We start from the raw sequence: 22,626 nt of genomic DNA, 5'->3' as shown, positions 1-22,626 counted from the left end.
AGGATCGCTTAAGATTCTCAGGTTGTGTCTCAGGAGACGCTTGTGGTCCTCATTCGTTGGTTGATCGCAGGACAGCGTCTTGAGGAAACCGTTCCCACCAAGGCAGCGCGCCACAGGCGTCATGAACTGGAATCTCAGGGTGCAGTCGTCTACTGGAGTGAACGACTGGTCGAGACTGGCTGAACACCCACACTGAATCAATTCCACAACGCCGCGGTCATGCATCCGTCTTCAGCCCCTGTCGTTCGATCGCTGGCCATGGCTCTCACCGCCGTCATGACAGCGACCCTGATCAGTTCCTGTCAGAAGCGGGCCGACACTCAGCCATCAACAGACCTCAGTCGCGACGCGCAAATCAGCGAACTGCAAACCCGTGTCGACCAACTTGAACGCCGGGTCGGCAAAGACATGCCTGGCAGTGATGACAGTGGAGAGCGTGTCCCACCCGGGCCGATCAAATCCATCACATTCCGCAGCGGCACCGCCGACGATCGGCTGAGGATCTACTGGGAAAACGGCAAAGTCAGCAGCTTGCCCTGCACGCTCGAACAGGGCACATGGGCCTGTGGATAGGAGTTTTTAGGACGTGAATGGAGCACCAGTCACAGCAAGACATGCCTTCCCAGGCTTGAGAAACACCATTCACTGATCATGGGCATCAGCTTGTGAGCGCAGAGAGGACATTCATGAACCGACTGCTGACAGCCGCCACCGGGCTTGCACTCTCGCTGGGAGGCATCAGTGCTGTGCAAGCTGCACCCTCCCTTTCGGTGGCACAGCCAAAGGCAGCGAACCTCGCAAGGATGAGAGCGGAATCTCTGAACGGCGGGCTCGCGTCCTACCGCGCTGCAGCCTGCATGTATGAAACAGGGGCAAGCGCTTGCCTGATCTCCAAATCAGATCAGGGTTATCTGTTCGGTTTCCTTGGCGGTCCACCAGGCTGGCAGCAGCAATCGCCCCCGCGCCCCACTTTGGAAACGAGAGTGCTCGTCTCAGAAGACGGAGAGCGGATCCTGGCTGTTCCTTACAACGGTCCAATCCCCTGAATCCCCGGTCAACAGACCACAACGGATTAGTTGACAGACGCTCTTGCTCTGTCTCCGATAGGAGGGTCTTACCCAAGGTCATGAACCTCTCTTCCTTAACCGCCCTGGCTGTGATCGCTGGAACAGGCGCTTTTGCAGGCGCTCCTGTCATGGCACAGGCAGCAGTGCCAGCGTCCCAGGTGCGTGCGTTGAACCTGGCTCGCAACACAGCTGTGACCGAGAACGGTGGGCTCAGCGTCTACCGCCCCCAGCCCTGCATGTTCAAGACCAGCTCGGGCGGCGGAGATTGTCTTGTGGATGACTCTCCAAGCGGTTACACCTTCAGCTTCCTTGGCGGAAATCCTGGCTGGCCTGAAGACGGCAGCGATGCCACCACGGAAACCGAAATTCAGATTGCCCCAGACGGTCGCAGTGTCCTCAGCATCATTTACAACGGATCGCCTCGCTGATTCCCTTTCAGCAGAAGGGAAAGGGCCTCTGTCCAGAGCTGGGACAGGGGCCACTGTTCACGGCTCGTGAGGCTGAGGGCAATGGCCTTTTCCGCGTAAGCCGCTTCATTGATGAAGACGGGAATCGCGCCATCCGGGCCTTCAAAGGCAATGGTTGAACCCTGAGCCGACATGAACAGAGGATCGCCGCAGCGCAGGGGAATCCAATCGCGATCCTGCAGCTGTGGGTGAATCAAGGCTGCAGCTTCACCTGAGGCCTGTCGAGGCAGATCAAGGCTTTTGAGGTGACGATGGAGCACGAGCTGATGGGGATAGCTGGCTTCGCCGGACACAACATCAGCAATGGCCCCAAAAACCGCCTGAAGCGCCAGCTGAGTCTGTTGAACGATGTCATGCCTGCGAACGCCTTGAGGCACTGGCCCGACTTCAATCACAAGCCCACAGGGCCAGCGCTCCACCATGAAACCCTGCTGCGCGACATCGGCTTCATGCAGATAAATCTGCAGCCCCAGCGATGACTGGATCAGCGCTGCCAGGGCCAGATCAGCTGGCCTGCGGCCATACACCACCAGGCAGTTACCCATCGCAGCTGTGGTGCTGTGTAGGTCAACCACCAGGTCACAGGGTGTTTGTCCCTCAGGCCCGAACTCGCGCTGCAGTTCAAGAGCCCTGAGCATTTCACGATCGCACTGCTCGGGCTGGTTCGCACTTTGCTGCAGGAGATCGGGACGGAAGGAACGATTGAGATCGCGATCGCAATAACGACGACCCACTGCGCGGGCCTCCGGATTACCAATCACCGTTCGGACGACACATCCACGCGCGTCAATCAGCTCCTTCTGAAGGGCCCATTGCTCCAGGAGCCAGGGAGCATTGACTTCGTTGCCGTGGGTACCAGCCACCACCAGAACTCGGGGGCTTGCCATCAGGTCGCTGCACTCATCCACAGACTGAAGGACAATGCCTTGAAACGGAACCGTGATGTCGATTCCTCCACTGATCGTTCGCAGCGTGCGAAAGGGCTGGCAGTGGCAGTGGCAACGCCTGATGACAGGGCTGGGGCCAGCGGATGAGCAGGGCAACTATCAAAGGCCAGACAGCGCTCCGATGCAAACTTCGGTCCCGGAGGAAGAGGATCTGCAGGGGCGGGAGCCAAACCGTCGACCGCGGCTGCTGATTGGACGCAGCTGTCCGTGGGCACACCGCACCTGGCTGATGGTGAAGCTGCGAGGTCTTGAGAGCACGCTCGAGGTGATCACCGCCAAGGCTGACCACGAGGAGGGACGATGGCGGCTGGATCCCAGCTGGCTGGGCTGCACCAGCCTGTTGGAGCTGTATCACCGCTGCGGAGCGGAACCCAGTCTGCGGGCGACGGTGCCGGTGCTGGTGGATCCTGGTCGCAGCGAACAGCACCAGCCAAGGCTTCTCGGCAACGACAGCACACCACTCACATCGGCACTCAATCGCTGGCCTACAGCACCCGGAGCTGCCGACCTGGCTCCTGCCAGCCTGCAGGAACGGATTGAAAGCTGGCAGCAGCTCCTACAGCCAGCGGTGAACGACGGGGTTTACCGCTGCGGCTTCGCCCGGAACCAATCGGCCTATAACCACGCAAGTGCCGCCATGGATGATGCTCTCGAGCAGCTGGAACAAAGTCTCAGGCAGGAGGGTCCATGGCTTTGCGGTGCAACCCTGACCCTTGCAGACGTCCGCCTGTTCCCAACCCTGATTCGCTGGGAGGCTGTCTACGCCCCCCTGTTCGGATGCAGCACAAGACCCCTGTGGATGCTGCCGGAACTGTGGAAGTGGCGACAACGGTTCATGGCGTTGCCTGGAGTGGACGCCACCTGCGACGCCACCGCCTGGCGCCATGACTACTTCGGCGCCCTCTTCCCTCTGAATCCCGGTGGAATCGTTCCGGAAGGCCCGAAGCTGAGCACACTGGTGAACAGCACCATTCCCCTGCCATGACAACCGCCGATCCCCAGTTCGACGGAATGTATGGACCTTTCACCATCACGTCGAAGGACAGAGGGGAGGTTCAGCGTTACAGGGTCTGTCTGCTGGTCAGCGGCATCTCACTGAGCGCCGGGCTGCTGCAGTGGTGGCTGGTGGGGGGACATTGGGCATGGCTATGGCTTCTGCCTCTTGGCGTCAGCCTCGGGCTGGCCCTGCAGTGGATTCATATTTATCTGCGGCCACTGCATCGAGCGCTGCAGCTGTTTTGGCTGCTTGGCTGTGTTGGCTGGCTGGCACTGATGCTTCAGACATCAGCCCATGGAGCCCTCGACACGCTGGCGAGCCATCCCTTATGGCTCCTGGCCGTTGGACCCATGTTTGCGGCTCTCACCGGCATCGGCTTCAAGGAATTCTTCTGCTTCCGTCGTCCAGAGGCCGTGGGCCTCACACTGCTACTTCCCGTCGCTCTGCTGGGACGGCTGCTGGGGCTGGTTGCCAACGGCCCCTGCTGGATTCTGGTGCTGGTCGCCGGCCTGCTGCTGGTCGTGCTCGCTTTACGTAAGTTCGGCATGGAGGCAGCCGCCGATGTCGGAGACAAGAGCGTGTTTGCCTATCTCGATGCCCAGCGCGAGGTCGCAGGCTCGTGAGTCTGATCAGTCTGGTTGAAGCGTCCAAAGATTTCGGCATCCGAACCCTGTTCGAGGACCTCACGCTGCATATCCGTGAAAGAGACAGGGTTGGATTGATCGGACCGAATGGAGCCGGTAAATCCACTCTTCTGCGGGTTCTGTCGGGGAAGGAACCACTTGGAGGCGGAGAGCGACGCTGCTCCTCCCGTCTGAGAATTGAGCTGGTTGGTCAGGACAGCACGGTGGAGCCTGGGCTCACTGTGCTCGAACAGGTGCTGGCCGGCTGTGGAGAAAAGAGGGAGCTGCTGCTGCGCTTCAGCGAGGTTTCCGAGGCGGTGGCCCAGTCCCCTGACGACACAACGCTGATGCGGGAACTCGGTGCTCTGAGCGAACGCATGGACGAAGAGGGGGCGTGGGGGCTTGAGCAACAGTGCCAGGAAGTGCTGCAGCGCCTGGGAATCAGCGATCTTCACCGCCCGGTGGAAGATTTATCCGGGGGCTATCGCAAGCGAGTGGGCCTGGCTTCAGCACTGGTTGCCGGCCCTGATGTGCTTCTCCTTGATGAACCGACAAACCATCTGGATGCAGCGGCTGTGGAATGGCTGCAGAGCTGGTTGGATCGGTACCCGGGAGCTGTGGTGCTCGTCACCCACGACCGTTACGTGCTCGACCGTGTGACACGACGAATTGTGGAAGTGGAGAGGGGACAGGCCTCCAGCATTGATGGGAATTACAGCGCCTATCTGCAGCGCAAGGCTGACCAGGAGGTCTCAGAAGCCGCTGAAGCTGCCCGATTCAAGAGCGTGATGCGACGGGAACTGGCCTGGCTGCGTCAGGGCCCCAAGGCGCGGAGCACCAAGCAGAAAGCCCGCATTCAGCGAATCGAGGAGATGCGGGCAGCACCCTCGAGAACCAATCGCAGCCAACTGGAGATGAGCAGCGTCAGCCGTCGGATCGGCAAGCTCGCGATCGAAGCTGAGCAACTGACTGTCACCGCAGATGGCCACGCCGACGGGCCCGTGCTGCTGAAGGATTTCACCTACAGCTTCAGTCCCGAGGATCGAGTCGGCATCATCGGCCCCAATGGCAGCGGCAAATCCACCCTGCTGGACCTGATCGCCGGACGGCGGCAAGCCACCGCTGGCAGTCTTCGCCTTGGGGAAACAGTGCATCTCGGCTATCTCGATCAGCACACCGATGCACTCACAGAAGGGCGCGGCCTTGAGCGCAAGGTGATCGAATTCGTCGAAGAGGCCGCATCTCGAATTGATTTGGGAGGAGAGCAACTGAGCGCCTCACAGCTGTTGGAACGATTTCTGTTCCCGCCCGCTCAGCAGCACAGTCCGCTCAGCAAGTTGTCAGGAGGGGAGCGACGACGGCTGAGTCTGTGTCGAATGCTGATTCAGGCTCCCAACGTGTTGCTGCTGGATGAACCCACCAATGATCTCGATGTTCAAACTCTGAGCGTTCTGGAAGACCTGCTTGAGGACTTTCGCGGCTGTGTGGTTGTGGTCTCTCACGACCGCTACTTTCTGGATCGAACCGTCGATCGTCTGTTCTGCTTCGAGCAAGGACGTCTCCAGCGATTTGAAGGCAATTACAGCGCCTTTCTCGACCATCGCCGAGACCAAGAAAAGAGTGCTGCGGCTGAAGGCAATCGCAATCGCTCCAATACTCAGCAAACCAGCAAGGAAACGGCTTCGAAGAACCAGGGCCCACGTCGACGCAGTTTCAAGGAATCACGAGAACTGGAATCACTTGAACGTGAACTGCCTCAGATGGAGCAGCGCAAGGCAGACCTGGAGCAAGCCATCTCAAGCGGCGAGGGCGATCTCACCAACCTGAGCCACGATCTGGCCAGCCTGCTGGAAGCGCTCGAAACCAGTGAAGAGCGCTGGCTGGAACTCAGTGAACTGGTTCCCTGACAGAACGACGGCGACGACGAGGATGCGTCAGTTCTCCTTCAGAGTCACCAACCAGACCTGCGTTGGAGTTCATCAAGGGAACAGGACAGCTCAAGGGTGTGGAGGGGCGACCACTCCAAGGGGCTGGTCTCACTGCTCGACCGGCGGCTTCCGCCAGCTTCATCACTGTGGGGCGGTAATCATCCGCTGCGCGATGCAGGGCCATCTGGTCACCCATGCGACGCAGGTAAAGATCATGCGACCAAAAAATCTGGTTGTGCTCGAAGGCCTCGCAAGCTGCCTTGAGCGAGCTGAAGCGCTGACTCACCAGTCCTGAAGGCGCACATTGCTTCCACTCAAGAACCTCCTGAAAGCTCAGACCGCAACGCCACTGACGCTGTTCTGAGAGATAGCAGAAGTTTTCCGGACCATTGATCCAGAACATGCGGCCCTCTTCATCCATGAAGTGGCGCCCCTGTCGTTGCCTGATTCGCACCATGACCACGAACCCTTTCTTCTTTGCTGGTAGCCGAGGTCACTCGTCCAGGTCATGAGTGTTGATACGGAAACGAGGTCTGATGTCAGGCAGCTGGCAGCACAGCGCAACAGCCGTATGGTGTGTGCGTCGACATTGGTTGGGATACGCCAACGACTCCATGAAATCCATCGACGAACACATCAAGAAGGACCAGAGCGAGCTCGAAGCTGCCAAAGCAGAGGGCAACGATGCCAAGGTTCGCCACTTCAGCGAAGAGCTTGAGTCCCTGCAGGACTACAAGAAGGAGCATCCCGGCGACAGCCACGATCCCACTCCCATTGAGCTCTATTGCGAAAACAACCCGGAAGCTGATGAGTGCCGCGTCTATGACGACTGAATCGTGCGCACCACGATCAGCTCAACAAAAAAGCGGGGATTGGTCCCCGCTTTTTTGTTGAGCTGCCACGATCAAGCGTTCTGCACGGTGAACCATGCAGAGTCAGTCAGTCATTGGTCTTCATTGAAATCGGCAGGACTGCCTGTGAGGCTGCACACCACAGCTTCCTCTGGCTTCATCGCATGCACGCCGGCAATTGGACGACCGCGACGGCGCAGGGCCTCGATTTGCTCGGGCGTTTGACAGCGAGCAATCAACTGGCCCTTGGAGTCGAAACAGGTGAAGAAGGTCATCGGACGTTCTCTCGTTGCTCCCGTTATCGCCATCACGCGCTGAACGCACAAGTCTTCGTGGCTGCCCGAACACGCTTCTCGACAAATGGATGAACCCAATGGCTCAGACACCGAGTTCCATCCAGACCTGATTCAACAGCTCTTTCAGTCCTTGACCCATCACCGCTGAAATCAACAGTGGGGTGCGGCCACTCACTTGCTGCAGAGCCTCCACTAAGGCGTCGCGACCCGACTCATCCAGAAGCTCGAGCTTGTTCACGACGAGCAAGCGTTGACGATCCACCAGGCCATGGCCGTAAGCCTCTAACTCCTTCTCCACCACCTTCAGATCACCCAGTGGATCATCCGCACCTCCATCCACCACGTGAATCAGCAGGCGGGTGCGCTCGATGTGGCGAAGAAAATCATGCCCGAGTCCGGCACCCTGGGCCGCACCGGCAATCAGGCCAGGAATATCGGCGAAGACCGTGCCATCACCGGTTGGACGGCGCACCACTCCGAGATTGGGCACCAAAGTGGTGAATGGATAATCGGCGATCTTGGGACGAGCTGCAGACAAGACGCTGATCAGCGTGCTTTTGCCGGCATTGGGCAAGCCGATGATGCCGACCTCGGCCAGCAACTTCAATTCAAGCTGGAGAGGCCACTCCTCTCCGTCGCGACCTTCAGTGCATTTTTCGGGGGCACGGTTGCGGTTGCTCAGATAGTGGGCATTTCCCAGACCGCCGCGGCCTCCGAAAGCCACCATGAGCTGCTCTCCAGGTGCGGTCAGATCACCCATGAGGATTCCCGTGGTGAGATGTCGCACCTCCGTTCCGCAGGGAACATGAATGACCAGAGGCTGGCCGGACGCACCGGTGCAGCGATTGGGGCCGCCCCGACGACCATCCGTGCCGGCAAATAATCGCTTGTACTTGAAATCCAGCAGCGTCTGAAGATTCGAATCAGCCTCGAGGATCACGTGGGATCCATGCCCCCCATCACCGCCTGAGGGGCCACCGGCTGGAACGTACTTCTCACGACGGAAGGCCACGATGCCGTCACCGCCACGGCCGCCACGGACAGTGATGCGTGCCTGGTCGATGAACTGCACGAAAAGCTTCGATCGGGACCAGTCACCAACCCTAGGATCGCGGGGCACGGGAGATTGAGCTTGGCCGGCGTTCGCTTCGAGGCGCTCAGCAAGAGCTATCCAGGTCGTGGTGGTGAGGGGCCCGTTGAGGTGATTCGTGACCTCTCACTGTCGATTGAAGATGGTGAATTTCTGGTTCTGGTCGGTCCTTCCGGCTGCGGCAAGAGCACCTTGCTCAGGCTGATGGCAGGCCTTGAGACACCCAGTGCTGGTGAAATCATGGTGGGGCAACAGGCTGTGACCAAGCTGAGGCCTGCCAGGCGCAATGTGGCGATGGTGTTCCAGAGCTATGCGCTCTATCCACATCTCAGCGTTCGCGACAACCTGGGATTCGGACTGCGCCGCAGCCACCGCCGTCGTGCCATTGAGCAGCTCCATGACCAGTTGCATCGCAGCACACGGGAGCTGCCGCGCCTGCTGCAAGTCCGATCTGAACGGGAAGCGAAGGTGGAACATCGAGTGCTGGAGGTAGCCCGCGCTCTCGAATTGGATCAGCTGCTGGATCGACGGCCCAAGGAGTTATCCGGTGGTCAGAAACAACGGGTGGCTCTCGGGCGAGCCATGGCGCGTCAGCCGGATGTCTTTCTCATGGACGAACCGCTGAGCAATCTCGATGCCAAGCTGCGCGGCAGCACCCGTACTCGCATCGTGGACCTCCAGCGTCAGCTGGGTACCACCACCCTCTACGTGACCCACGATCAGGTGGAGGCCATGACCATGGGGCACCGGATCGCCGTCCTCAACCAGGGTCGGCTCCAGCAACTGGGCACACCGATGGAGCTCTACCGATGGCCATCAAACCTGTTTGTGGCCCAGTTCATCGGCAGCCCTCCCATGAATGTGCTGCCGGTCCAGGTGGGTCGCAGCCAGACACTCCACCTGGGCGAACGACGTGTGAGTGTAGAGGGTCCCGTCGCCACTGCACTGGCAGGTCTCGAGGGCAAACGGCTCAGTGGCGGCATTCGTCCAGAAGATCTCAAGGTGGCACCTGCCACCAACCGAAACCTGCAGGCCGACGTCAGTCACTGTGAAGTGCTGGGCAACGAACAGCTGATCACCTGCAGGCTGCTTGATGGGGAGCACTTGGTGCAGGTCAGGGCTGATCCGGGTCTCACAGCAATGCCGGGCGATCGCATCCATCTGGATGCTGATCCTCGTGGATGGCGCCTGTTTGACGACCAGGGAGACGCCATTCCCATGCCGATCCCTCCATCAGAGCGAGACGACACACCGGTGCTTCCCGATCTGACCTGAAGAGAAGCCCTCTTCAGCGCACCCAGATGACACTGCATCCAGCGCCGCCATCACCCTGCTCGGCATCCAGCACACGTTCCACGTAGGCCAGGGAGGCCAACCAGTCGCGCAAGCCACGTTTGAGGCGACCGGTGCCGATGCCATGGATCACCCAGACGGGGCCATTCGCGCCTCGCAGCACGTCGTCAACGGCAGCCTCAGCTTCATGCACACGCATGCCACGCACATCAATCGTGTTGCGGGAGGTCCGCACCTCAGCAGCGCCACTGCCTCGGCGCGCCTTGACCTGAACCACGGGTGCCGGAGGTTCAGGTTTGCGTCCATCAAGACTCTCCACGGCGGAAAGCTCAACAGTGCTGCGCATCACCCCACAGCGCACATTCAGCTGCAGGCCATCGTCGGAAACAGCCAGCACCTCAGCAGCTTTACCGAGTGCCAGAACACGGATGCGATCACCCACCTGAGGGCGCCAACCCAGATGCTGTCGTCGCTCAGGCTCAGGTCGATGACGGTCCTCGAGCTTGCGCAGACGCTGACCGGCTTTCCGTGCCGTTTCACCATCGGCCTGATCATCACGGAGACGACGGATCAGCTGACGCACTTCCTTCTGCCCCGAGCGAATGGAGGTCTCGAGGCGCTGCCTGCCCCGCTCCTGCCGTTCAGCGGAATGTTGCTTCTGGGTCTCCCAACGCTTCAGCAGTTCTTCATGCAGCAGTTCAGTTCGGGCCAAGAGGGCAGCTGCATCCTCGGCAGCAGCCTGCTGACGCTGACGCTGTTCCTCAAGTCCACGGATCACGGTGTTGGCCTCCCCATCACCGCGTGGTGAGAGAAGGCTGCGAGCTTGATCAATCACGCCAGCATCAAGACCGAGTCGCGTCGCGATGGCGAGAGCATTGCTTCGACCAGGAATTCCCCAGAGCAAGTGATAGGTGGGAGAGAGGGTTTCACTATCGAAAGCAACCGACGCGTTTTCGAAACGGGAATCGTTGTACTTGAGAGCCTTGAGCTCACCGAAATGGGTCGTGGCCACAGTGAGCCTGGCCCGATCGGCCAGCTCTCTCAGCAGTGCGGTGGCCAGAGCACTGCCTTCGCTTGGATCCGTCCCCGCTCCCACTTCATCCAGCAGCACCAGAGCAGGCGCCGGGCCCGAGCCGATCGACTCCAGGATTCGACTGATGCGCTTGATATGGCCACTAAAGGTGGACAAGCTCTGCTGCAGTGATTGCTCATCGCCGATATCGGCGAGAACCTGGGCACACCAAGGCAGGGTTGGGCTGCCAGTGCAGGGGAGCCAGAGGCCCGCACGTGCCATCAGTGCAGCAAGCCCAAGACTTTTGAGCGTGACGGTCTTGCCACCGGTGTTCGGACCCGTGATCGCAACCACCCTCAGAGAAGCCGAGACATCAACGCTGACGGGAATGACCGAGGGCCCCTGCTCTTTGCGCTCCTGCCACACCAGCAGAGGATGTCGCAGATTCTGAAGTGTGAACGGGGCATCACCTGCAGCCTCTAGCCGAGGGGGAACAGCACCCAGCCACTGCCCGTAACGACCTCGTGCAAGAGACAGGTCCAGATCCAGCAGCACCGCCATCAGTGCGAGCAAACCATCGACCTGCTCAGCGACAGCAGCACTGAGTTCGGCGAGAACACGCTGCTCCTCCTCACGGATCCTGCCGTCGAGATCCGCCAAACGATTCCCCAGATCGACGACCGACTTGGGCTCCACGAACACTGTGCTGCCCGAGGCGGAACTGTCATGAACCATGCCGGGACATTGGCCACCAGCTCCAGCTTTCACGGCCAGCACAGGTCGTCCATGCCGCTGAGCGATCACCGTGTCCTGAAGGTGGACTGCCCAGCGGCGGATCACATCCTGCAACTTGTCGCGCCGGCGCGACCGCAGCTCTTGCCACTGCCGACGCAGTCCCTCCAGCGGGACACTGGCCCGATCGGCGACGCGACCTCCGTCTTCAATGGCGAACTTAAGGCGTTGTTCCAGCTCCGGCAGGGTGGCCACATCCGAGAGCAGAGCGGTGCACACCGGCCTGAGCTCAGGATCATCGATCTGTCGGCGCAGACGACGCGCTGCAGCCAGGGTGTCGGCCACTGCGAGCAGCTCCTCACCGGAAGCAACACCTCCCTTGCGGCAACGCAACAGGATCATGTCGAGATCACCCACCCCCTGAAAACTGAGGCCTCCGTCTAGAAGGCCATCCAGGCTTGCCATCTCCTGCGTTTTCGCCTGAAGGATGAGGCTTTCAGAAAGAGATTCCGGCAGTGATCCTCGGCAGCAGTCACGACGCCCCTGCAGCGTGCTGGTGAAGCTGGAGAGATGCTGGCAGAGGCGCGGCCACTCCAGTAGCTCCAGTGTTTCCTCAAGAGCGGACATCAATCGGGCTGAGCGACTCCAGGCTGATTCGTGGGGATTCCCCCCGGAGGCTCATAGAGCATCTCCAACCAGTTGCCTTCAGGATCGCGGAGGTAAAAAGATGCCGTGCCGTCGCGATGGTCATGAACACCACCTACCGCGACACCTGAAGCCTTCAAGCGGTCATGAACTACATCCACTTCTGCACGATCACGGAAGTGGAAGGCGAAATGGGGACCTGCAGCCTTGTATTTGGGCCCCAGCAAAGCCAGACCATCGCGGGAATCACCAGCTTCGAGGTAGCACCAGTCGTTGGCTTCCCAAACCATGCGCATGCCGAGGCCGGTGTAAAAACTCACAGCCCGTTCCATGTCGCTGACGCGGATGGCGACATGACCAAGGCGCTGCACGGCAGACATGAACGATCTCATTCAGCCCACATATTCTGTCGGGCCCAGACCCCGGAGCGGTGGCCTGACTGTGAATTCAATCCAAGAACGGATCGAAAGCCCTCCGAAACGAACGAGTGCCCAGGCCAACACCCCAGAGACTGCAAATCTCAGCCCCCGGTCAACACGATCATCCCTGCTTCAACCACTCAGCGGCATCGCAAGCGTGATACGTGAGGATCAGATCAGCTCCAGCCCTTTTGAAGCTGAGCAGCGTCTCGAGAACCACGGAGCGCTCATCAATCCATCCCTTCTCGGCCGCCGCCTTGACCATCGAATATTCACCACTGACGTTGTAGGCAGCAATGGGCAGCTCTGACTCCAACCGAAGCCGATGAATGATGTCGAGGTAAGCAAGACCTGGCTTCACCATCATGATGTCGGCCCCTTCCTGTTCATCAAGCTGAGCCTCGGTGATGGCTTCCCTGGCATTGGCAGGATCCATCTGATAGGTGTCTTTGTTTTTGGGGATCGGCTTGCTGCCCGTCGCGCGGGGGGCTGAATCCAGTGCTTCGCGAAAGGGGCCGTAATAAGCGGATGAATATTTAGCCGTGTAGCTGATCACACCCACATGCTCAAAGCCTTCATCGTCGAGGGCTTCGCGGATGGCACCGACTCGGCCGTCCATCATGTCGCTAGGACCGATGAGATCAGCACCGGCACGGGCCTGCATCACAGCCTGCTTGCAAAGCTGCTCAATGGTTTCATCGTTGAGCACCACGCCTTGCTCACTGACGATGCCGTCATGACCATCGCAGGAATAAGGATCCAAGGCGACATCGGTCATGATCGCCATCTCAGGAATCTCCTGCTTCAGCTGGCGGATTGCACGAGGGATCAGACCATTTTCGTTGAAGCACTCAGCCCCGTCCTCGGTTTTGAGTCCTTCAGCCACCTTGGGGAAAAGCACCACACAACGGATGCCCAGATTCCAGGCACGTTTCACCTCACCGGTGAGTTGATCGATGCTCCAGCGACTGGCACCCGGCATCGCGCCAATCGGCTCCACTCCTGCCCCTTCATGCACAAACAAGGGATAAATGAAGTCCGCTGGGGAAAGACTGTTTTCACGGACCATGGCTCGCAACGCCGGCGAGCGGCGCAGGCGACGCGGGCGGTAGGTGAGGTCCATCAGCAGCCTTGATCGGTGCAGGAGATCGTAAGCGCCAACAGCCGTGAGAGTCTCAGAGACGAGCGCTCTGTAGCCAGTCGCTGCGTGGGTCGTCCGTTCGGGCTTCTCTGAGCTGCTCCAGCAGATTGCGCTGCTGATCAGACCATTGGGTAGGCCACTTCACGCTGAGATTGAACAGCAGATCACCACGACCTGTTTTCAAGGGCCAGCCTTTCCCTTTCAGACGGAGGCTCCTGCCAGGTGATGTGCCCGCGGGAATCGAGACCTCAGCCTCACCGTCAGGTGTCATGACTTTCACCAGGCCACCGAGAGCAAGCTCATCAATGGAGACGGGCAGGTCCGCACGCAGCTGATCACCATCGAGACGCCAGACCGGGTGCGCCTGCACCTCGAGATTGAGATAGAGATCTCCGCGACGTCCGGTTCCCGGCTGCAGATTCCCCTTGCCTTTGAGCCGAAGCCTGGATCCTGTTTTGACTCCGGCAGGGATCCTGACTTGAACCCTCTCATCATTCACAGACAGAGTTCGCTCAGCACCGCGGAAAGCCTCGGCAAAGCTCACTTTCACACTGGCTTCAGCGTCAAGATTCAAGGGAGTCCTCGAAGCCCCTCGGGGGAAACCACCACCGCCGGCGAAACCTCCGCCGGGAAAGCCACCACCAGGGAAACCACCGCCGGAGAATCCGCCAGGGGCTCCAAAGCCAGCATTACCGGGGCCTCCGAAACGACCGAGCAAGTCATTGATGAAATCGTCGAAGTTGCCGTAACGGCCAAAATCAACATCAAATCCTGCGGCACCCGGTCCAGCACCAGGGGCTCCAGCCTGATTCCAGTACTGACCAAACTGTTCATATCTGCGGCGCTTATCCGGATCGGAAAGCACCTCATAGGCCTCGCTCACCTCCTTGAATTTGGCCTCAGCAGTGGCATCGCCGGGATTCACATCGGGGTGATACTGACGAGCCAACTTGCGAAAAGCCCGCTTGATCGCATCGGCATCAGCACTGCGCTCTACCCCGAGCACTTTGAAGTAATCGCGGTATCCACTGCCGGCCATGGTGATCACTGAGCTCCAGGAGCTCCGGTTGGTCTCAGTGTCCCAGTTCCGTCCGGGGTTCGGCACCGAATGAAGAGGCCGGATGCCCGTACGCGGGAACGCACGTACATTTCGCAAATGCTCAAAGTTCTTCTGCTTGGCGCACTCAGCAGCGTCAACATCGCCTTGATTGGCAGTGTCGCAGCCAAAGCAGGTCCCGATCCCGGTGCTCTGGCTGACTTTCTGAGCCGAACCAAGGTCACGTATTACGGATCATGGCGCTGCCCGGCGTGTCAATACCAAGGACGTCTGTTCGGCGAAGCGGCAATGCGCCTTCCCTACGTGGAATGCGCCAAACCAAAGGAACTACCGATCCAAGCGGCTGCCTGCAAACAAGAGGAGATCAAGGCTTATCCCACCTGGATTCTCCCCAACGGTGAGCGGAGGGTAGGTGTGCAGTCCCTGGAGGATCTAAGCATCTGGTCGGGAATGCCCTGGACCCCCTAAAGCCATGACCGCGAGCAGGCGTCCCCTGATCAACGGCTTTCAATGGCGACACTGGCGGGGAGATCTCACAGGTGGTGTCACGGCGGCAGTCGTGGCGCTTCCGCTGGCCCTGGCATTCGGCAATGCAGCGCTGGGGCCGGGAGGAGCGATTTACGGTCTCTACGGAGCGATCATCACAGGCTTTTTTGCGGCACTGTTTGGCGGAACGCCGGCCCAGGTGAGCGGCCCTACAGGCCCGATGAGTGTCACGGTGGCAGGTGTGGTCAGCACTCTCGCTGCGGTGGGAGCAAGCCGGGAGCTGGGTCAGGGAGACATGCTCGCCATGGTGATGGCCGCAGTGGTTCTTGGAGGATTAATCCAGATCCTGATGGGGGTGCTTCGCCTCGGGCGGTACATCACCCTGGTTCCCTACTCAGTGGTCTCCGGCTTCATGTCGGGAATCGGCGTGATCATTCTGTGCCTCCAGATTGGACCTCTGTTAGGGATCCGCAGTCAGGGAGGAGTGGTGTTCTCGCTGCAAATGGTGAGCACCAATTTCACGCCAAACCCTGCAGCTGTGGCGGTCGGAATCGCAACGCTCGTGGTCGTTTTCGCAGCTCCAAGAGGGGTGACCAAAGTGATCCCCTCACCGTTATTGGGACTTCTGCTAATCACACCACTCGCACTGTGGCTGTTTCCGGAAGACCTGCCTCGCATCGGTTCGATTCCTGAAGGTGGACTGAGCTTCAGCGCTCCGGACTGGAACAAGCACCTACCGCTACTGCTCAGAGCGGGCCTGGTTCTTGCCGTACTCGGCGCGATTGACTCATTGCTGACATCACTGGTGGCTGACAACATCAGTCAGAGCCGCCACCGATCAGACAGAGAACTGGTGGGTCAAGGCATTGCCAACAGCATCTCAGGGCTGTTCAGCGGGCTCCCAGGTGCAGGGGCAACAATGAGAACTGTGATCAACATCCGATCAGGCGGACGTACACCGCTGTCGGGCATGACGCACTCCGTGGTGCTGCTTGTTTTGCTGTTAGGGGCCGGCCCTCTTGCCGAAGGCATCCCAACAGCACTGTTGGCAGGAATCCTGATCAAGGTGGGGCTGGACATCATCGACTGGGGCTTCCTGCTGCGAGCTCACAGGCTCTCGCTCAAAACCGCGCTGGTGATGTGGGGAGTCCTGCTGATGACAGTGTTCTGGGATCTAATCGGAGCCGTTCTTGTTGGAATGTTCGTGGCCAATTTGCTGACCATTGAATCGCTGACGCATCATCAGCTCGGCAACATGAACATCGGAACCGGCCATCTGTCGAGGCAGGAGCAGAATTTAATGAAACGCTGCGGTGATGATCTGATTCTGTTCCGAATGCAAGGCCCGCTGAGTTTCGGCGCAGCGAAGGGAATCAGTGAACGGATGATGTTGGTCAGGCAATACAAAGTGCTTCTGCTTGATATCACAGATGTGCCACATCTGGGAGTCACAGCGAGCCTTGCGATCGAGAGAATGGTTAAAGAAGCAGAACGGCAACAGCGCAGAGTACTGGTAGCTGGTGCAAGCGGAAAAGTCAAACAAAGGCTGGCGCAATTTGGGATCAAGCACCTGATCGACGCAAGGCTTGAAGCATTAGATCAAGCGGCTAACTGGATCAATAATACAAACGATTGACCATTAAAAACAAAAACAGTGCATTCCAAACAGAACAAACGATCAAGCGCAGAAGTAGAAAAATATTCATATGCCAAAAGAGCTTGTGTCGCAGATCAACAAAGCGATGCTGACAACACATGCAACGTGAATACAAATGCTTAATTCAAAGCCACAGACACAATCACGACCATCCAAGCTTTTGGACAAGCCGAGGACAATCGATACCTAGTCACGTAAAAGCAACGGCGGCGCCAAGAGCGGCGAAGGATAATGTTGCGCCAGAAAAGAAGGCAGCCATGGCGTTGGCAGGCAAGCAAACTCTCGAAGCTTTTATTGAGTACATCGAATCTGATTCACTCAAACGCAAGAAATGGCTGTCACGCGTTAGAGAGGCTGGATTTGATCAGGCATTGTCCGAATATCGGGAAATGAGATCGCCAAACGGGATGCCGTTGCAGATGTGACGCGCACCGCGCCAAAAACAGCTGCCTCAACACAAAATGTCACAAGCTTGTAGCAAAATTACAGGCACAGGTGTCGCATACAACCAAGCTGCGCGTCAAAAGCAGGAACAACCTCGCCCTGAAGCAAGGATGATGATTCAGTTATCCAATTCCTATGGCTTTCACGATTTTCTTTGCAACATCAACGGGCAAGACGGAAGATATTGCCGATCGCCTGAAGGAACTCCTGGGGACTGATGCCAAAGATGTTGACAGCATCAGCGGCGTTGACGAATTAGCTTCCGCAGAAGCTCTCGTCTGCTGCATTCCGACCTGGAACACAGGTGCAGACGAAGCGCGTTCAGGTACAGCCTGGGATGACCTGATTACTGAAATTCCAGGTCAAGATTTCGCAGGCAAGCCTGTTGCAATTCTTGGACTGGGCGATTCCTCCGGTTACGGCGACTATTTCTGTGACGCCATGGAAGAGCTGTACAGCGCATTCCAAAAATCAGGCGCAAAACTGATTGGTCAGGTATCCCCTGAAGGTTATACCTTTGACGAATCCAAGAGTGTGATCGACGGTAAGTTCTGTGGATTGCCGATCGACGAAGATAATGAGTCCGAACTCACAGATCAGCGTCTGTCCGCTTGGGTCTCCCAGATCAACTCAGAAGCCTGATCATCAATCAGACTGAATCAATTAAAAAGCGCCCTAGGGCGCTTTTTTTATTGCTGATTAGCGGTGTACCCAATCAACTCTGATTTCTTTACGCTGATTCAGAAATTTATCAATCGACATTGCCGCAATACATCCATCCGAACAAGCAACCACGGCTTGCTTGAAAGGCGTATTGCGAATATCCCCGATTGCCCAAACTCCATCCAGGCCAGTCATCATGTCGTCGTTGACTTGAACACCACCTTCCTCCGTCAAAGGAATCTGACCATGCAAGTAATCGGTAATTGGCAAGCTACCTGAGGAATAGACAAAAACACCATTCACATCTAATTGAGTATCCTCTTGACTACCTGATTCCTGAAGCTTTACAGCTGTCACACCAGAGTCATCACCATCCACAGACGTCAACCGTGTTCGCTTCCAATGCTTGACATTAGGTGAAGACTGAAGCTGAGATAATCCTGTGGAGTTCGCATTAGGCTTACTGTTAGTAATCCAATGAACTGTGGATGCAAATTTGGTTAAAACAAGAGCTTCGTCAATAGCTTCTTGATTGGAACCATAAACTGCAACTTGCTGATTTTTATAGAAGGCACCATCACAAGTAGCGCAGTAGCTAACGCCACGGCCAAGGAACTGATCTTCTCCCGGAAGTGTTGACGTCCGTCCCATTGCTCCAGTTGCAAGAACAAGTGTTTTCCCTTTAAACGTTCCTTCAGGTGTGTATACAGTCTTCTCAGAGCCAGATAAGTCAATTCCGTAGACTTGGACCTGTTTGTAATCAGTTCCGTAACTAATTGCCTGATCTCTCATCGTTTTGAGCAAATCAGCACCAGAGGTATCTGCGGGAACGCCAGGATAATTTGCAATTTTATGAGTGATTGCGAGCGCACCTACAGCGGGATTTTTATCTAAAATAATTGTCTTTAATGAAGAACGAGCTGTATAAAGAGCACAAGCACAACCTGCCGGACCGCCGCCAACTATGATGACATCAGCCTCGAAAATATCCGTCATAATTAACTCCGAGCGAGAGAAGTAAAGTCAGTAGAGCTAAGTTCACGATCAATCCATTGACCAGGAACCATTTGAATGAATGCTGTGATTAATTGGGCTACCTGCTGAGATTGGTCAAAATGAAAGAAATGGCGCCCTTTTTGCATACAAACAAAACGATCACCTGATTTTAGCGTTCTGGACCATCTAGCGCGTGAATTGGTATCAACAACAAAATCGCATTCACCATTCAAAACAAAAGTTGGGACTTCAGGAATATTTAAATTAGAAATAGGCTGTTGATTCACAATAGAACCTTGAGTAAACTCAGTGTCTAAACATTTAGCTAAAAGACAAGGAAACACCTCAACAGCTCGAGAATTATGGTTGGAGAAGAGCAAAGACGACAAATGGCTCAAAATAGCTTGCCTCGAAGATGGCAAATGACTCCGCATGTCCAGGTAATGAGAGGACCAGTGGTTGGCTGAAAGGGTATCAACTGAAAGCAGTGTAAGAGATTTTACCAGGCCTGGGTACTTTTCTGCAAAAAGACAGGCAATCGTGCCACTGATGCCGTGGCCTACCAGATGCATTGGCTCGGGACACGACTGAAGAGTCTGTCGGAGCAGGTCATGAACCGTGGTCACAGAGCACGACTCATCAAGATCGTGCTGGAAAGACCAACGCTGTACAACGAACGACCGACTTAATAATTGAGCAACACGCTTATTGAGGCAATGCAAGGTCGGCTGCAGATCAATCCAAAGGACCTTGTCTTGAGGCATATGTTGCACCATTTCATTCAGTTTGAAAGAGTGCAGCACAGTCAGACAAGCACAACTAACAAGCAGTTGTATAAAATGGAGTCACGCCAAGTAGGTAATACGACTAAGCCAAGGAGTTGGAAACAGAAATCGAACCCTGGGAAATCCTCTGCTTGAGGTGCTTGATAAGCTTCTGATCAATCTGATCAGCAGATTTCTCAAGACAGATCAGGGATTGGTAAGCGCTGTCAGAGATAAAACCAGCGCAAGTTGTTTCAAGGTATAAATCAACCACCGTGGAATAAGTGGTGAGCAATCGAGATTGACTGTTGGACAAGAGAGCGACACGCAATCCTTAAGCAAAGCTAAATGCATCGAAGCTGGATCTCGCGTATCAAATGAATCAAGCAAGGCAGTCTTATCAAGCCAGCAGCAACGAAGCAAGCATCAGTGAAAACAGGCATTCTGAACGTAACCAAACGGAACTGAGAATCCTGCTATGGGGTCTACGCTAGGACCTGACAAGTGTCAAAACGTCTAATTGATCAACAACCATGCATGAAAGACATCAGGACATTGTCAATATTTGAAATTGAAAACACATCAATAGCTGAACATTCAAAGGCTTAAAACAAGAATCTCGATCACAGGTCTTCAAATAGACAAAAAAAAACCCCTTGAAGGGGCTTTTGGAAAACGAAGCAAACGAGGTGTCAGTTGATCTTTGCTTTGTCCATGGATTCAAAAGCATTGACAACGCTCTTGAAGTTGAAACCCATACCCCTGAGGGCATGCCAGAGATGACCCTGTAGGAAGAAGAAAGCAAGATAGAAATGAGTATTCGCCAACCATGCACGAGCTGTGTGTGCATCTCCAGGAAGTGTGGAGGTGTCGGTGAAATAGGGCGAGAAAGCGAAGTTAAGCTTCAAAGGAGCGCCGTAGAGTTCGACGGGATAAATCGTCGTATTTTGAGCGCACCAAATTGCTGTCACAAAACCCATTAATGCGATGCCCGCCAGTGAGTAAGACAGAATCGACTCACCGTTGTAAATCAGGACTTTTTTGAAAGGACCAAAAGGAGAGCTAATGATATGCCAAACGCCACCGATTGTGAGAATGAATGCAAGAACAGCATGACCACCCATCACATCTTCCAGGCTGCTGATCGTCAAGAAGTTTGTCTGGTAGCCCCAGACCATGCCCAGATCAATGTTGGGCTCAACGGTGCGGACCGCTCCAAGTGAAGCGTCGTAAATGCCGTGGACTCGTGCCCATTCAACGAAGGCGATGACACCAAGGCCGAGGAAAATCAGGTGATGACCAAGAATAAAAGTGAGCTTTTTGGGGTCATCCCAGCTGAAATCAAACTTCTGGGCGCGACCAGTTGCTTCTGAAAGATCCTTGGGAGCACGAAGAGTATGCCAAATACCAGCGGCACCAAGAACTGCGGAAGAAACAAGGTGCGTTGCAGCCACAACGATCAGGGGTTGTTGGTCGATGATGACTCCACCATCCCCAACACCAAGACCTAAACCAGCCAGGTGAGGAATCAAAATCAGACCCTGCTCACCCATCGGAAGGGAGCCGTCGTATCGAGCGAGTTCAAAAAGAGTGAAAGCTCCGGCCCAGAACATGATGAGACCGGCATGAGCAGCATGCGCAGCGATGAAAGAGCCGGAGCGCTTCGCTACTCCAGAATTTCCCGCCCACCAGTCATAAGTGACTGATGAATTTCCATACGATTGCATTGGGAAAATGAAAGGCAATCACAACCTAATTACCGATCAATTTGCTCTAATCATCCGTTAACAATAGTTTTCAAGCTGAAAATTTATGAGACAGTCGAAAATCCCTTTTTTAACTCCCGTTCGTAGCGTATGACAGCCATATTGTCGAAACGTCATGAAAAAAGACGAAACCTTATGAAAAGTAAATCTTGCTAGGTGGAGTGCAGACGCTGTTGTAAGAGAAAGGGGACAAAGCTTAAATGCAGCAGGATGACGTCATGGCCTTAATTTTTAAGCAAGCATGAGGAGAGAAAGCCCAAACAACAGTCGCGAATGAAAAAATACTCAATTACGGGTTCAAATCGGCAGTAAAATCCAATCACAAGAGGTCACTTAATTCCTAGCGAAGCCATCAACTCACAAAAAAGCGAGATTTATTGACGCATCAATGCATCACGATGCTGGAGCCTACAAGCAATGAAGGGTTTAAAAAATTAGTCAATGAAAAGCGAATCAGGATTAATAGAAATCAAATCTGAATAATACCCGCAGAAGTCAATCAACCAGATCCAGTCGCAGCAAAAGAGTCAACAAGTAAATAAGTAAATAATATTTGAAACTAAGAAATAAACGCGTAACAGGCATCAACGATCCAAGACCAAAAAAGAAAAAACTGGATCAGTCCAGGCTGCAGACCACTAGGTAGAAATACAGAATTCAAAATCTACAATGGTTGCAATCATAACTGACATAGAGAGATCACTGAAAGGCCGATAATCAAATTTCTGATAATCCCGGAATGTCAGTGAGTTCATCGAATTCAATATCTCGACGGCTAGGACCAAGTGAAGGTTGGCGAAGCAAACGCGTCAGGATTGCGATGGCATTAAGGCAACAGGGATGGTCTTACAAAACAATTTCAGAACATTTATTTGTGTCGCCAAAGTCAATCATGCGAGACATTAAATGCTTTGTGATCAATCCAAGGAATTTACCTCGTCCTTAAAAGAGCGGAAAACAATCGGACAGAGCAAAAACCCGAAATTATTGGCAAAAAAAAATCGAGCGATGGCTCGACGACGATTGAGAACGGATTGAGGAGTTGTCAGCCCGACAACTCCTTAATCTAGATGCCGGTGCCCACCTGCATCATACTCAAAACAGTGATTGAACTGTTAGAGCAGCGATTATCCAAGTCGCAAAGCAATCTTGGCTGAACAGGGGGCGTGAATTTCAACATTTGCAACATCACCGCGAATCATCAAGCTCAATCGGCAGGATTAGATGCTACAAACCAAATAAAGCGGCAGTTAAAACAGGCGTAAAAATTTTGTCGATTGACGCA

At 55.6% G+C, this 22,626-nt stretch carries 24 protein-coding genes; 13 read left to right on the top strand and 11 right to left on the bottom strand.

The window, feature by feature from the left end:
• Positions 1–42: 42 nt before the first annotated feature.
• From AC6EI9_RS12570 to AC6EI9_RS12555, 4 genes are all read left to right on the top strand, one after another.
• A complete protein-coding gene (locus tag AC6EI9_RS12570) occupies positions 43–183 on the top strand; it encodes a YWSERL motif small protein (protein WP_197459903.1) in 141 nt (46 codons plus the stop codon).
• 75 nt (positions 184–258) lie between these two features.
• Positions 259–573, top strand: coding sequence for a hypothetical protein (locus AC6EI9_RS12565; protein WP_498468059.1), 315 nt, complete (start codon positions 259–261; stop codon positions 571–573).
• Between the two features lie 113 nt (positions 574–686).
• Complete coding sequence (locus AC6EI9_RS12560; RefSeq protein WP_498468058.1) at positions 687–1,046, top strand: hypothetical protein; 360 nt, start codon at positions 687–689, stop codon at positions 1,044–1,046.
• Positions 1,047–1,126: 80 nt separating this feature from the next.
• Positions 1,127–1,495, top strand: a complete 369-nt coding sequence (locus AC6EI9_RS12555; RefSeq protein ID WP_498468057.1) for a hypothetical protein — start codon at positions 1,127–1,129, stop codon at positions 1,493–1,495.
• On the opposite strand, the gene AC6EI9_RS12550 is transcribed toward AC6EI9_RS12555, so the two are convergent.
• Positions 1,474–2,421, bottom strand: a complete 948-nt coding sequence (locus tag AC6EI9_RS12550) for an aspartoacylase (RefSeq protein WP_498468056.1) — start codon at positions 2,419–2,421, stop codon at positions 1,474–1,476. The genes AC6EI9_RS12555 and AC6EI9_RS12550 overlap by 22 nt on opposite strands.
• A gap of 55 nt (positions 2,422–2,476) precedes the next feature.
• Between AC6EI9_RS12550 and AC6EI9_RS12545 the strand changes: the two genes are divergently transcribed.
• Genes AC6EI9_RS12545 through AC6EI9_RS12535 form a run of 3 tightly spaced genes read left to right on the top strand, consistent with a single transcriptional unit; the run spans position 2,477 to position 6,008 of the window.
• The gene (locus AC6EI9_RS12545) at positions 2,477–3,466 is read left to right on the top strand and encodes a glutathione S-transferase C-terminal domain-containing protein (protein ID WP_498468055.1); all 990 of its coding nucleotides are present in this window, start codon (positions 2,477–2,479) and stop codon (positions 3,464–3,466) included.
• A complete protein-coding gene (locus AC6EI9_RS12540) occupies positions 3,463–4,101 on the top strand; it encodes a DUF2301 domain-containing membrane protein (RefSeq protein ID WP_498468054.1) in 639 nt (212 codons plus the stop codon). Before AC6EI9_RS12545 ends, AC6EI9_RS12540 begins: the two co-directional genes overlap by 4 nt.
• Positions 4,098–6,008 carry an ABC-F family ATP-binding cassette domain-containing protein gene (locus AC6EI9_RS12535; RefSeq protein ID WP_498468053.1) on the top strand — a complete coding sequence of 637 codons (1,911 nt, stop codon included), beginning with the start codon at positions 4,098–4,100 and terminating at the stop codon, positions 6,006–6,008. The genes AC6EI9_RS12540 and AC6EI9_RS12535 overlap by 4 nt, the downstream gene beginning before the upstream one ends.
• On the opposite strand, the gene AC6EI9_RS12530 is transcribed toward AC6EI9_RS12535, so the two are convergent.
• Positions 5,989–6,486 carry a hypothetical protein gene (locus AC6EI9_RS12530; protein WP_498468052.1) on the bottom strand — a complete coding sequence of 166 codons (498 nt, stop codon included), beginning with the start codon at positions 6,484–6,486 and terminating at the stop codon, positions 5,989–5,991. The genes AC6EI9_RS12535 and AC6EI9_RS12530 overlap by 20 nt on opposite strands.
• 157 nt (positions 6,487–6,643) lie before the next feature.
• Between AC6EI9_RS12530 and AC6EI9_RS12525 the strand changes: the two genes are divergently transcribed.
• The gene (locus AC6EI9_RS12525) at positions 6,644–6,862 is read left to right on the top strand and encodes a CP12 domain-containing protein (RefSeq protein ID WP_067096415.1); all 219 of its coding nucleotides are present in this window, start codon (positions 6,644–6,646) and stop codon (positions 6,860–6,862) included.
• Positions 6,863–6,972: 110 nt separating this feature from the next.
• Here the strand turns inward: AC6EI9_RS12525 and AC6EI9_RS12520 are convergent, their stop codons facing one another.
• The gene (locus AC6EI9_RS12520) at positions 6,973–7,155 is read right to left on the bottom strand and encodes a hypothetical protein (protein ID WP_498468051.1); all 183 of its coding nucleotides are present in this window, start codon (positions 7,153–7,155) and stop codon (positions 6,973–6,975) included.
• A 103-nt stretch (positions 7,156–7,258) separates the two neighbouring features.
• Positions 7,259–8,248 (bottom strand): GTPase ObgE, encoded by a 990-nt coding sequence (obgE, locus tag AC6EI9_RS12515; protein ID WP_498470070.1) that lies wholly within the window; start codon positions 8,246–8,248, stop codon positions 7,259–7,261.
• 60 nt (positions 8,249–8,308) lie between these two features.
• Here obgE and AC6EI9_RS12510 point away from each other — a divergent pair, with 60 nt between their 5' ends.
• On the top strand, positions 8,309–9,541 hold the full coding sequence (locus AC6EI9_RS12510) for an ABC transporter ATP-binding protein (protein ID WP_498468050.1): 1,233 nt from the start codon (positions 8,309–8,311) through the stop codon (positions 9,539–9,541).
• Between the two features lie 13 nt (positions 9,542–9,554).
• Here the strand turns inward: AC6EI9_RS12510 and AC6EI9_RS12505 are convergent, their stop codons facing one another.
• From AC6EI9_RS12505 to AC6EI9_RS12490, 4 genes are all read right to left on the bottom strand, one after another.
• Positions 9,555–11,930 (bottom strand): endonuclease MutS2, encoded by a 2,376-nt coding sequence (locus AC6EI9_RS12505; protein WP_498468049.1) that lies wholly within the window; start codon positions 11,928–11,930, stop codon positions 9,555–9,557.
• Positions 11,930–12,328, bottom strand: coding sequence for a VOC family protein (locus AC6EI9_RS12500; RefSeq protein WP_067096422.1), 399 nt, complete (start codon positions 12,326–12,328; stop codon positions 11,930–11,932). The genes AC6EI9_RS12505 and AC6EI9_RS12500 overlap by 1 nt, the downstream gene beginning before the upstream one ends.
• 160 nt (positions 12,329–12,488) lie before the next feature.
• Entirely contained in the window at positions 12,489–13,490 is a 1,002-nt protein-coding gene (gene hemB, locus AC6EI9_RS12495) for a porphobilinogen synthase (RefSeq protein ID WP_498468048.1), read from the bottom strand.
• 52 nt (positions 13,491–13,542) lie between these two features.
• Complete coding sequence (locus tag AC6EI9_RS12490) at positions 13,543–14,547, bottom strand: DnaJ C-terminal domain-containing protein (protein ID WP_498470069.1); 1,005 nt, start codon at positions 14,545–14,547, stop codon at positions 13,543–13,545.
• Between the two features lie 117 nt (positions 14,548–14,664).
• On the opposite strand from AC6EI9_RS12490, the gene AC6EI9_RS12485 reads away from it, so the two are divergent.
• From AC6EI9_RS12485 to fldA, 4 genes are all read left to right on the top strand, one after another.
• The gene (locus AC6EI9_RS12485) at positions 14,665–15,033 is read left to right on the top strand and encodes a thioredoxin domain-containing protein (protein ID WP_498468047.1); all 369 of its coding nucleotides are present in this window, start codon (positions 14,665–14,667) and stop codon (positions 15,031–15,033) included.
• A gap of 4 nt (positions 15,034–15,037) precedes the next feature.
• A complete protein-coding gene (locus AC6EI9_RS12480; protein WP_498468046.1) occupies positions 15,038–16,687 on the top strand; it encodes a SulP family inorganic anion transporter in 1,650 nt (549 codons plus the stop codon).
• A gap of 119 nt (positions 16,688–16,806) precedes the next feature.
• Complete coding sequence (locus AC6EI9_RS12475) at positions 16,807–17,133, top strand: hypothetical protein (protein WP_498468045.1); 327 nt, start codon at positions 16,807–16,809, stop codon at positions 17,131–17,133.
• 154 nt (positions 17,134–17,287) lie between these two features.
• Complete coding sequence (fldA, locus tag AC6EI9_RS12470) at positions 17,288–17,794, top strand: flavodoxin FldA (protein ID WP_498468044.1); 507 nt, start codon at positions 17,288–17,290, stop codon at positions 17,792–17,794.
• A 57-nt stretch (positions 17,795–17,851) separates the two neighbouring features.
• On the opposite strand, the gene AC6EI9_RS12465 is transcribed toward fldA, so the two are convergent.
• The 3 genes from AC6EI9_RS12465 to AC6EI9_RS12455 form a co-directional block, all read right to left on the bottom strand.
• On the bottom strand, positions 17,852–18,811 hold the full coding sequence (locus AC6EI9_RS12465; RefSeq protein WP_498468043.1) for an NAD(P)/FAD-dependent oxidoreductase: 960 nt from the start codon (positions 18,809–18,811) through the stop codon (positions 17,852–17,854).
• Positions 18,812–18,813: 2 nt separating this feature from the next.
• Positions 18,814–19,575, bottom strand: a complete 762-nt coding sequence (locus AC6EI9_RS12460; protein WP_498468041.1) for an alpha/beta fold hydrolase — start codon at positions 19,573–19,575, stop codon at positions 18,814–18,816.
• A 692-nt stretch (positions 19,576–20,267) separates the two neighbouring features.
• The gene (locus AC6EI9_RS12455) at positions 20,268–21,302 is read right to left on the bottom strand and encodes a chlorophyll a/b binding light-harvesting protein (protein ID WP_498468040.1); all 1,035 of its coding nucleotides are present in this window, start codon (positions 21,300–21,302) and stop codon (positions 20,268–20,270) included.
• Positions 21,303–22,626 lie beyond the last annotated feature (1,324 nt).

Source organism: Synechococcus sp. MIT2312, assembly GCF_059772315.1.
Note: the sequence above shows the minus strand (reverse complement) of the source record. Positions and strands in the feature narration are given on the sequence as shown.

Coding starts and splice junctions, on each gene's coding strand:
- AC6EI9_RS12475 (WP_498468045.1), top strand. CDS start 16,807: ATGCAACGTGAATACAAATGCTTAATTCAAAGCCACAGACACAATCAC.
- AC6EI9_RS12565 (WP_498468059.1), top strand. CDS start 259: ATGGCTCTCACCGCCGTCATGACAGCGACCCTGATCAGTTCCTGTCAG.
- AC6EI9_RS12530 (WP_498468052.1), bottom strand. CDS start 6,486: ATGGTGCGAATCAGGCAACGACAGGGGCGCCACTTCATGGATGAAGAG.
- AC6EI9_RS12555 (WP_498468057.1), top strand. CDS start 1,127: ATGAACCTCTCTTCCTTAACCGCCCTGGCTGTGATCGCTGGAACAGGC.
- AC6EI9_RS12525 (WP_067096415.1), top strand. CDS start 6,644: ATGAAATCCATCGACGAACACATCAAGAAGGACCAGAGCGAGCTCGAA.
- fldA (WP_498468044.1), top strand. CDS start 17,288: ATGGCTTTCACGATTTTCTTTGCAACATCAACGGGCAAGACGGAAGAT.
- hemB (WP_498468048.1), bottom strand. CDS start 13,490: ATGGACCTCACCTACCGCCCGCGTCGCCTGCGCCGCTCGCCGGCGTTG.
- AC6EI9_RS12465 (WP_498468043.1), bottom strand. CDS start 18,811: ATGACGGATATTTTCGAGGCTGATGTCATCATAGTTGGCGGCGGTCCG.
- AC6EI9_RS12460 (WP_498468041.1), bottom strand. CDS start 19,575: ATGCCTCAAGACAAGGTCCTTTGGATTGATCTGCAGCCGACCTTGCAT.
- AC6EI9_RS12545 (WP_498468055.1), top strand. CDS start 2,477: ATGTCGATTCCTCCACTGATCGTTCGCAGCGTGCGAAAGGGCTGGCAG.
- AC6EI9_RS12485 (WP_498468047.1), top strand. CDS start 14,665: ATGCTCAAAGTTCTTCTGCTTGGCGCACTCAGCAGCGTCAACATCGCC.
- AC6EI9_RS12500 (WP_067096422.1), bottom strand. CDS start 12,328: ATGTCTGCCGTGCAGCGCCTTGGTCATGTCGCCATCCGCGTCAGCGAC.
- AC6EI9_RS12550 (WP_498468056.1), bottom strand. CDS start 2,421: ATGGCAAGCCCCCGAGTTCTGGTGGTGGCTGGTACCCACGGCAACGAA.
- AC6EI9_RS12480 (WP_498468046.1), top strand. CDS start 15,038: ATGACCGCGAGCAGGCGTCCCCTGATCAACGGCTTTCAATGGCGACAC.
- AC6EI9_RS12455 (WP_498468040.1), bottom strand. CDS start 21,302: ATGCAATCGTATGGAAATTCATCAGTCACTTATGACTGGTGGGCGGGA.
- AC6EI9_RS12540 (WP_498468054.1), top strand. CDS start 3,463: ATGACAACCGCCGATCCCCAGTTCGACGGAATGTATGGACCTTTCACC.
- AC6EI9_RS12520 (WP_498468051.1), bottom strand. CDS start 7,155: ATGACCTTCTTCACCTGTTTCGACTCCAAGGGCCAGTTGATTGCTCGC.
- AC6EI9_RS12490 (WP_498470069.1), bottom strand. CDS start 14,547: ATGGCCGGCAGTGGATACCGCGATTACTTCAAAGTGCTCGGGGTAGAG.
- AC6EI9_RS12560 (WP_498468058.1), top strand. CDS start 687: ATGAACCGACTGCTGACAGCCGCCACCGGGCTTGCACTCTCGCTGGGA.
- AC6EI9_RS12505 (WP_498468049.1), bottom strand. CDS start 11,930: ATGTCCGCTCTTGAGGAAACACTGGAGCTACTGGAGTGGCCGCGCCTC.